General features: G+C 60.8%; 11 protein-coding genes. 6 read left to right on the forward strand and 5 right to left on the reverse strand.

What is annotated here, in order from left to right; translation table 11 throughout:
* Positions 1-291: 291 nt before the first annotated feature.
* Positions 292-954, forward strand: a complete 663-nt coding sequence (locus tag FDG13_RS20795; RefSeq protein ID WP_180132631.1) for a hypothetical protein — start codon at positions 292-294, stop codon at positions 952-954.
* Positions 955-1,335: 381 nt separating this feature from the next.
* Positions 1,336-1,659 (forward strand): J domain-containing protein, encoded by a 324-nt coding sequence (locus FDG13_RS20800; RefSeq protein ID WP_180132632.1) that lies wholly within the window; start codon positions 1,336-1,338, stop codon positions 1,657-1,659.
* Positions 1,660-1,792: 133 nt separating this feature from the next.
* Here FDG13_RS20800 and FDG13_RS20805 read toward each other — a convergent pair whose 3' ends face one another.
* Positions 1,793-3,214 carry a coniferyl aldehyde dehydrogenase gene (locus FDG13_RS20805; RefSeq protein WP_180132633.1) on the reverse strand — a complete coding sequence of 474 codons (1,422 nt, stop codon included), beginning with the start codon at positions 3,212-3,214 and terminating at the stop codon, positions 1,793-1,795.
* Positions 3,215-3,289: 75 nt separating this feature from the next.
* A complete protein-coding gene (gene msrA, locus FDG13_RS20810; protein ID WP_180132634.1) occupies positions 3,290-3,976 on the reverse strand; it encodes a peptide-methionine (S)-S-oxide reductase MsrA in 687 nt (228 codons plus the stop codon).
* 206 nt (positions 3,977-4,182) lie between these two features.
* Here msrA and FDG13_RS20815 point away from each other — a divergent pair, with 206 nt between their 5' ends.
* Positions 4,183-4,641, forward strand: a complete 459-nt coding sequence (locus FDG13_RS20815) for a DUF3429 domain-containing protein (protein ID WP_180132635.1) — start codon at positions 4,183-4,185, stop codon at positions 4,639-4,641.
* A 31-nt stretch (positions 4,642-4,672) separates the two neighbouring features.
* Positions 4,673-4,876: a hypothetical protein gene (locus tag FDG13_RS20820; protein ID WP_180132630.1), complete on the forward strand. Its 204-nt coding sequence runs from the start codon at positions 4,673-4,675 to the stop codon at positions 4,874-4,876.
* 53 nt (positions 4,877-4,929) lie between these two features.
* On the opposite strand, the gene FDG13_RS20825 is transcribed toward FDG13_RS20820, so the two are convergent.
* Positions 4,930-5,193 (reverse strand): VF530 family DNA-binding protein, encoded by a 264-nt coding sequence (locus FDG13_RS20825; protein ID WP_180132636.1) that lies wholly within the window; start codon positions 5,191-5,193, stop codon positions 4,930-4,932.
* Between the two features lie 77 nt (positions 5,194-5,270).
* Here FDG13_RS20825 and FDG13_RS20830 point away from each other — a divergent pair, with 77 nt between their 5' ends.
* Positions 5,271-6,395 (forward strand): GGDEF domain-containing protein, encoded by a 1,125-nt coding sequence (locus FDG13_RS20830; RefSeq protein ID WP_180132637.1) that lies wholly within the window; start codon positions 5,271-5,273, stop codon positions 6,393-6,395.
* A gap of 54 nt (positions 6,396-6,449) precedes the next feature.
* On the opposite strand, the gene FDG13_RS20835 is transcribed toward FDG13_RS20830, so the two are convergent.
* A complete protein-coding gene (locus FDG13_RS20835; protein ID WP_180132638.1) occupies positions 6,450-6,749 on the reverse strand; it encodes a RodZ family helix-turn-helix domain-containing protein in 300 nt (99 codons plus the stop codon).
* Positions 6,750-6,874: 125 nt separating this feature from the next.
* Here FDG13_RS20835 and FDG13_RS20840 point away from each other — a divergent pair, with 125 nt between their 5' ends.
* Positions 6,875-7,537 carry a DsbA family oxidoreductase gene (locus FDG13_RS20840; RefSeq protein ID WP_180132639.1) on the forward strand — a complete coding sequence of 221 codons (663 nt, stop codon included), beginning with the start codon at positions 6,875-6,877 and terminating at the stop codon, positions 7,535-7,537.
* Between the two features lie 50 nt (positions 7,538-7,587).
* Here the strand turns inward: FDG13_RS20840 and FDG13_RS20845 are convergent, their stop codons facing one another.
* Entirely contained in the window at positions 7,588-7,932 is a 345-nt protein-coding gene (locus FDG13_RS20845) for a RidA family protein (RefSeq protein WP_180132640.1), read from the reverse strand.
* Positions 7,933-8,163: the final 231 nt, after the last annotated feature.

The following is an 8,163-nucleotide window of genomic DNA, read 5'->3' on the forward strand; positions in this document are numbered from 1 at the left end:
GCTCTTTACCCGAAGGCTTCAGCCATATCGTTACCTCCATAGCCGCTCCGGTTGCTACTGGCTGGAGCCGTGGCCAGGTGGGACTTACACCCACAGGAAAGCGCCGCCTTTTCACGGCGCACAGCGGGAGCGGTCATTCAGTCGTATCCCCCTATTCGTGGAAACCCAAGCAGAGAAATTACTGCCAGAATTCAAAGAAGAGCATTCACTCGCTCTTAGTCCCAATGTTCGATTGAGACTGCCGCGAAGCAGCCAGAGTCAGTCCCTCAACTTAGTTTGTCGACGAATCCGATGCACATCATCATCTCACTACCACCCGGGCCTACTGTTCTTACTGCGGTACCGCAGTACTGGGTGCAGTACTTCTTCCGTGGTACTCCTTCAGAGCTGTATGAAGTCAATGCTCTCGCATCCACGTACCTGTGGTTGGTTGAAGCTGCCGCCTCCGAGTACCAGTTGGCGTCTACTGCACTACGCGAATTCTGGGCAACCTCCGAGTCGCTGGATTTTCCAATGTTGCGACGCTCAATCTCACATTTTGAAACATGCATTTCGGATATACATCGTGCAATCGACACGTATCGTCGCCTCCGAAACCACAAGTCTCGCGATGCACTTTCAGTCCACCTGGAAGACCACAAGCCTGAATTCGTTTGTGACAAGGTTGCGCACCGCTTCCGTAATGTGCGAGACGCTATCCACCACCTTCCAGAAAAGATTGGAAAGGGTGAGGTGACCGAAGGACAGTTCTTCAGCTTAAAGCCCGATGGCCCAGAGGTGCCTCATCCGACTGAGGCGGGACAGACAAACAAGACGTTCGATAGACTGGTTATCGGCCCTCACGAGCTATCGTTCGATGAGATTGCACAGACTCTGACCGATCTAGCGGTGGCTTCGGAGCGCATTGCGACATTCCAACCCAACCGGTCAAGCTGGGGCAAGAGTGCTTTCTAACTCCTCAAGCGAGGTGTCAAACCATAGGATTTGTGTGACCGCTGTCTGGAGTACTGGCTGTCGGCTTCCAGCCTCAAGCCAACTTTCCCCACCCTCGACGCGTCCAAAACTGTTGAAGGCGGGTGGTGGGGTAACCGGGCGCAGAACCCATTCGCGTGATGAGAAAGGTGGCGCACCACCCTCGGCGGCAACATCTCAGCAAACGCCCAACCAGCACCATCTCCCGCGAGGGGGCCGGAGAACGGTTACCCCGCCGCCCGCCTGGCGCCACGCAGCAATGTGTTTTGACACACAGACAACTGGCTGGCAACGGTATTGAATCCTCTGTGTCTGTGTTCCCACATCCTTCACCGGGAAGGGGACAGGGCATTTAGGAGCTCCATGACATCTTTTTACGAGACGCTTGAGGTCAACCCACGCGCCAGCCATGTCGTGATCCGGGCGGCCTACCGTTGCCTTGCCCAACAACACCATCCGGACAAAAACGCGGACTCTGAAGACGCGCGACAAAGGATGACGAACATCAACCGCGCCTACGCTGTGTTGTCAGACCGTCTAAAGCGGCAAGCGTATGACCTGAGCCAGAGCATCCCCCAGGACTTTTGCGAACGTCGCGGCCTCGACTCTGCCGCCACGACGCAGGTCAAACCGCGCGACAAGCGCCCTGCCACAGCCCGGCCATTTGCGTTTCGGCCATTGATTTGAGCTTTGACCAACAGCTGGGGCACCAGCATCAGCGGCAAGTCAGGCCAAGCAGCGCATTCAATCACTACAGAAAAGTTAGCAACCTGCCCTTACAGAAAAAGGGCTAGAGAGCATTTTTTCATGAAGCCAAGACCTACCGGATCAAAAACGCCAGCACCTTGTCGGCGAACTTGCCATACGGCGGCCACAGGAATTTGAGTGTGCTGAACCGCGTCTGGTAGAACACCGGGCGCATCTTGGAGAAGGTCTCAAACCCTTCATGCCCGTGGTAATGGCCCATGCCCGAGTCACCTACACCACCAAACGGCAGGTCGTGCTGGCCCACATGGAACAGCGCGTCGTTGACCGAGACACCGCCGCTCATCACATGGTCGATGATGTGTTGCACTTTGGCCGCGTCGTAGCTGAACGGGTACACCGCCAGCGGGCGCGGCCCGGCGTTGATGCTGGTGATCACCTCGTCGAGCCGGGTGTAGCTGCGCAGCGGCAGGATCGGACCAAAAATCTCGCGCTGCATCAGCAGGCAGTCGGCGGGAGCGTTCAGCACGATGTGCGGCGCGATCTTGCGTGTGGCGCGGTCAAAAGCCGGGCCGTCCAGCAGAGGCAGCACCTGCGCCCCCCGGCTGCGCGCATCGTCCAGCGCAGCCAGCAGCCGGTCAAAAGCACGCTGGTCGATGATGGATGTGTAGTCGAGTGAGTCCAGACGCGGGTAACGCTGGGCCACCAGCCCACGCGCTAAGTTGACGAATGCATCGACCTTGGCGGCGGGTAACCAGGCGTGGTCCACCGTGGTGCAGATCTGGCCCGCGTTGAGCAGTTTGACAAACAGGATACGTTCGGCCGCGAGTTGGAGCGGAAAGTCCTCACACACAATGGCGGGCGCCTTGCCACCCAGCTCCAGCGTGACCGGGCACAGGTTCTGCGCGGCGGCGGCCATGACCGATTTGCCGGTCTGGCCGGAGCCGGTGAACAGCAGGTGGTCGAACTTGAGTTTGGAAAATTCAACCCCCACACCGCCGGTTTCGTCAAAAAACTGCAGCTTCTCGGGCGGGAAATAGGCGGGCATGTGTTGGATCAGGTAAGCCGCCAGATGGCGCGAGTTTTCGCTCATCTTGACCATCGCCCGGTTGCCTGCGGCAAAGATGTAACTCAGCGGCACCAGGCTCAGGTTCAGCGGAAAATTCCACGGCACGATGACCCCCACCACACCGAGCGGCTGCGGGATCACGCGGTTGCGTGCACCCAGAAAATTGCGCCAGTCGACACTGCGGCGCTGTGGCCGCATCCAGCCACGCAGGTGTTTGAGGATGTGGTCGATGCCGTCCACCGCCGGGAACACCTCGGCCAGCAGGGTCTCGTGGCGCGAGCGGTGGCCGTAATCCAAGCTGATGGCATCACACAAGGCGTCCTGGTGTTCGCGGATAAAACGCTGCAGCGTGCGCAAATCGCGCTGGCGCTCAGCCAGGCTGGGCACGGGATGGGCCAGATAGGCCTGGCGCTGCAGGGCCAGGGCGTTTTGCAGCGGACTTGGCTGGGGTGTTTCAGGGTCGGTCATGGTTCGGCCAGTTTAGGCCGCAATGTCATGCAAGGGAATGACGCGCGACCGGTTTTGAACGCGCCGCTCTAACGACTACTTGGCAGCCAGGTCACCCCACAGCTTGCTCAGGCGCGCATCACGCCCGCAGCTGCTGCGGTAAAAGGCGTAACGCACCGCGTTTTTCTTGTAGTAGTCCTGATGGTAATCCTCGGCCGGGTAAAACTCGCTGGCCAGAAGAATCTGGGTCACGATGGGCTCTTTGAACGGTTTGACCTTGTCCAGCGCCGCTTTGGAGGCTTGGGCCTGGGCCAGCTGGGCGCTGTCCAACGCAAAAATGGCGGTGCGGTAGGGTGTGCCGTAGTCGCAGAACTGGCGGTCTTTGGTGGTGGGGTCGATGGTGTGCCAGAAGTGGTCCACCAGCTGGCGGTAGCTCAGTTTGGCCGGGTCAAAAACAATTTTGACCGCCTCGGCATGGCCGGTGGTGTGGCGGGACACCTCCTCATAACTCGGGTTGGCGGTTTTGCCACCGGTGTAGCCCGAGGTGGTGGAGATCACCCCGGGCAGCTTGTCAAAGTCAGCCTCCACACACCAGAAACAGCCCCCGGCAAAAATGGCCACCGCCTGGGCAGCTGTCGGAGTAGGCGGCGCCGGGGATTGCGCCTGCGCCCGGCCGGCGCACCACACAGCAGCCCCCAGCAGCAGACAGTTGGCCAGGGTGTGCCAGCTGCGTCGGCGCAGCGGGTGCTGCGGGCCAAAAAAAGCGCTTAAAACAGGTGTCATGCCAGGTCTTTCAGCAGGCCGAACGGGTGCCGTCGGGATCAGTCTGGGTCAGCGGGAATCAGCGCCTGGAAGATACCCGTTTGAAATACCGGCGTGGTTTGTGCCACCCAAAGGCCGTGAGCTGCTGCTGGCTTTGGCGGCAAAACACCCCGCTGGGCGACAGGTTTCCAGCACAATGCGGCCTTCTTTTGGCCCACACACCGCGTATGACTGTTTCTGCCCCCCAATCCCCCTGCCCCACCCTGGTTGCCTGGCTGGGGTATGGCGGGCTGATCCCGTTTGTGGCGCTGGCCGCTGCCAGCTGGCTGGACCCGGCCCATGTGGCCACCTGGGTGCCGGGGCTGCTGGCTTACGGCGCGGTGATTCTGAGTTTTGTGGGCGCGCTGCACTGGGCGTTTGCCATGATCCACCCGCAACTGCAAGACGCCCCCAAACACGCGCTGTACCTGTGGAGTGTGGTGCCCTCGCTGCTGGGCTGGCTGGCCCTGATGATGGTACCCAAGGCCGGCGCCTTGCTGCTGATCGCCGGGCTGCTGGCGCACTACCGGCAAGACCTGCGTCTGGCGCGGGTGATATCGCTGCCCGTGTGGTTTTTGCCGCTGCGTCTGCGGCTGACGGTGGTGGCCTGCCTGTGCCTGGCGGTGGTGTTTGTCACCGCCCGCTGATGACCACTGTGTTGACCCGAAGGAGCCCACCATGACCACCGACACACGCTGCTGCGGCACCGGCACCTGCCTGATCAATACCGAGGGCCTGTGCTGGTGTGGCCAGCGCTGGAACGGTGACCAGATGTGTGGCCCTGGTTCTGAGCCAAATCAGCCTCCAGCCCTTATAGATCAAGGGCCAATAGCTGCAGACATTGCAGCAAACCAAACTGCGGATAAGCCTCACCAGGGCTGAGGCCACTTGCCCTGCTCAACCCCGCGTGAACCGGCTGCCGGTGTGGTGTGCAGTTAGCGGGCGCGCCGCTGCTCACGCAGCATGAACAGGTACAGCCCTTCGACCTTGTCGCGCGCCCAGGGGGTTTTGCGCAAGAACTTCAGGCTCGACGACACGCTGGGGTCCAGCGCAAAACACCGCACTGGAATACGCTGCGCCAAGCCGTCCCAGCCGTAGAACTCGGCCAGCTGGGTGACCATCATCTCCAGGGTGATGCCGTGCAAGGGGTTACGTGTTTGCGCCGGTGGCGCTTCAGGTTTGGAAGAAGCTTGATTCATGTCAGTATTTTGACGGGTCTTGGTGCAACAATGCCTGCCCATTAACGTTGGACACACCATACCAGAGGCCAGGTGACATGAAAGCATTCCGCTGGGACCCCTGTTTTTTAACGGGCCTGCCCACCGTTGATGAGCAGCACCACTACCTGATCGACATCATCAACCAGTTTGGCGACGCGCTGATGCGCCCTCAGGGCGCCAGCGCGGGTGAGATCGAGTCGCTGTTTCAGGAGTTGCGGCGTTACACGGTGTACCACTTCCAGGAAGAAGAAGCGCTGATGGAGCGTTCGGGGGTCTACCCCGGCCACATCAAGCACCACCGCAAGCAACACGCCCAGTTTCTGCAAGATGTGATGCACATGCATGCCGGCATGGCAGGTGACAACCGCGAAGCCGCCACGGCCCTGCTGGCCTTTTTGTGCAACTGGCTGGCGTATCACATCCTGGGCACCGACCGCCTCATGACCTGGCTGCGCGATGCGGCACTGGCAGGCACCCCGGCCGAAGAAGCGCTTGAGGCGTTCAAGAAAACCCGCGACCCGGCCACTGCCACGCTGTTGCAAGCCATGAGCCAACTGGTCAGCCAGGTGTCAGAGCGCAGCCGTGCCCTGTATGAGCTAAACCAGTCACTGGAAGCCCGGGTGGCGGAACGCACGCGGGAGTTGTCAGAGTTGAACCAGCGGCTGGAAACCCTGGCCATGACCGATGCGTTGACCGGCTTGCCCAACCGTCGGCTCGCCATGCAGGTGCTGGAGCGCGAATGGCAAACGGCGTCAGAACACGACGTGTCATTGGCCTGCATGATGATTGATGCCGACGGCTTCAAAACCATCAACGACAGTTATGGCCACGACGCGGGTGACGCGGTGCTGCGCCACCTGGCGCGCACGCTGCAACACTCAATCCATACCGACGATCTGTTGTGCCGCCTGGGAGGTGACGAGTTTCTGATCATCTGCCCCAACACCCCGCTGGCAGGCGCCTTGCAAACCGCCGAAAAACTGCGCCGAAAAGTCTCGACACAGCGGGTGGCCGCCGGGGATGGCTTCTGGCATGGCAGCATCAGTGTGGGTGTGGCCGCGCGCCAGGCCGACATGGGCCAAGCCCATGATTTGCTCAAAGCGGCAGACCAAAGTGTGTATGCCGCCAAAGCCAAAGGGCGCAACTGCGTGGCCAGTGTGCAGTCGGTGGCCGTTGCTTGAACAAATGGCCTGAAACCGGCCCAAGCCAGCCCTGATCAACCTCTTCGGTTGGCCTCAGACAGGTGGCGTACCAGTGCCGTCCTCCGCTGCCATAGCGGCCTTGCTGACCAGGGTGAACACCGGGTGCTGGTTGGTCAGCAGCAGGAACATGGCAAAGATGGGGCCTGGCATGTTGCGCGGGTCACTGGCGCTCTCCAGCGCCTGCCAGGTGCGCGATTGTTGGCCGCCCCGACTGCCCGGCTGCACCGGGTAACCCATCAACAACGCCGCCTCAACCTGGCTCAAACCCGCCCGGGTGCGCGCCGCCTTGAGTTCTTCACCTGTGGGGTCGGGCATAAGAAAGGTCTGGGTCATGGGTTTCCTCTGTAAATAACTGGGGTGCTGTGGCTGGCGGGTGCGGGCCACCCAAGCACCTTGGCCAAGTCAGGATGAAGTGGTGGGCTGAGCACAAGCGGGCCGATTGTGGTAAACCTCCGGCCATGAACGCTACCATCAAAATTGATTTTGTCTCAGACGTATCGTGCCCCTGGTGCGCGATTGGTCTGAAGTCTCTCGAAACCGCGCTGGACCGCCTGCAGGATGAGGTCCAGACGGACATCCACTTTCAGCCGTTTGAACTCAACCCGGACATGCCGCCCGAGGGCCAGGACATCACCGAGCATCTGGTTCAGAAATACGGCTCTACCCCCCAGCAGCTGGAACAGGCCTCAGAGGCCATCCGGCAGCGCGGCGCTGACCTGGGTTTTGAGTTCGGCATGGGCAAACGCGATCGCATCTACAACACCTTTGATGCCCACCGCCTGCTGCACTGGGCCGCGCTGGAGGGGCCAGCAGGCTCGCAACACGCGCTCAAGATGGCGTTGTTTTCAGCCTACTTCACCGAGGGCTTGAGCCCGGCTTCCCATGAGGTGTTGTTGCAAAAGGTCGGTGAAACGGGGCTGGACACCGAACGTGCTCAAGCCGTGCTGGCGAGTGATGAATTTGCTGCCGAGGTGCGCGAGGCAGAACACTTCTACACCAGCCACGGTATCCGCTCGGTGCCGGCCATCATCCTCAATGACAAACATCTGATCTCGGGTGGGCAACCACCCGAGGTGTTTGAACAGGCCTTGCGGCAAATCGCCGCAGAGTTGGCCCAGTAAGCTGCCCCGCCGCAGCCAGGCCAGGTGCGGGGCCAAGGTCTGGCACCCACTCACACAGCAGCGGTCACCACCACCTCGATTTTCCACGCCGGGTCGGCCAGCGCCGCATGAACGGTGGCACGGGGTGGGGTCTGGCCGGGTACCACCCAGGTGTCCCAGACTGCGTTCATGCCAGGAAAGTCGGCCAGGTCCGCCAGGAAAATCTGGGTCATCAAGATCTTGCTTTTGTCACTGCCAACACGGGCCAGCAGCGCATCCACAGCGGCCAGAACCTGCGCCGTTTGCCCCTGGATGTCCAGGCTGGGATCGGTGGGTACCTGACCGGCCAGGTAGGCCGTGCCATTGTGGACCGCAGCCTCTGACAGACGACTTCCAACATCCAGGCGTTTGATCATTTTTTCTCCATAAGGTGGGTTGTTTCAAAACGCCTGGAGTGTATTCACTGGCACAGTTGCGGCCTGGTCCAAGCCTGGAATGCAGGCCGGTGACTTGGCATCCTGCTTAAAAACTCTCCCAATCCGACTCCACCCCAGCCGCCAGCTTGGCCTTGGCTGGTGCAGGGTTGTTGCTCAGTGCGGGCTTGGGTGCCCCAGGCTTGCTCGCAGCCGGTTTGACTGAGGCCGCCA

This window comes from Rhodoferax sp. BLA1 (genome assembly GCF_013416775.1).
GTDB lineage: Bacteria > Pseudomonadota > Gammaproteobacteria > Burkholderiales > Burkholderiaceae_C > Rhodoferax.

What these genes read in the sequence shown, in the direction of transcription:
- FDG13_RS20840 (WP_180132639.1), top strand. Translation starts at nt 6,875, where the DNA reads ATGAACGCTACCATCAAAATTGATTTTGTCTCAGACGTATCGTGCCCC.
- msrA (WP_180132634.1), bottom strand. Translation starts at nt 3,976, where the DNA reads ATGACACCTGTTTTAAGCGCTTTTTTTGGCCCGCAGCACCCGCTGCGC.
- FDG13_RS20830 (WP_180132637.1), top strand. Translation starts at nt 5,271, where the DNA reads ATGAAAGCATTCCGCTGGGACCCCTGTTTTTTAACGGGCCTGCCCACC.
- FDG13_RS20825 (WP_180132636.1), bottom strand. Translation starts at nt 5,193, where the DNA reads ATGAATCAAGCTTCTTCCAAACCTGAAGCGCCACCGGCGCAAACACGT.
- FDG13_RS20805 (WP_180132633.1), bottom strand. Translation starts at nt 3,214, where the DNA reads ATGACCGACCCTGAAACACCCCAGCCAAGTCCGCTGCAAAACGCCCTG.
- FDG13_RS20835 (WP_180132638.1), bottom strand. Translation starts at nt 6,749, where the DNA reads ATGACCCAGACCTTTCTTATGCCCGACCCCACAGGTGAAGAACTCAAG.
- FDG13_RS20815 (WP_180132635.1), top strand. Translation starts at nt 4,183, where the DNA reads ATGACTGTTTCTGCCCCCCAATCCCCCTGCCCCACCCTGGTTGCCTGG.
- FDG13_RS20795 (WP_180132631.1), top strand. Translation starts at nt 292, where the DNA reads ATGCACATCATCATCTCACTACCACCCGGGCCTACTGTTCTTACTGCG.
- FDG13_RS20845 (WP_180132640.1), bottom strand. Translation starts at nt 7,932, where the DNA reads ATGATCAAACGCCTGGATGTTGGAAGTCGTCTGTCAGAGGCTGCGGTC.
- FDG13_RS20800 (WP_180132632.1), top strand. Translation starts at nt 1,336, where the DNA reads ATGACATCTTTTTACGAGACGCTTGAGGTCAACCCACGCGCCAGCCAT.
- FDG13_RS20820 (WP_180132630.1), top strand. Translation starts at nt 4,673, where the DNA reads ATGACCACCGACACACGCTGCTGCGGCACCGGCACCTGCCTGATCAAT.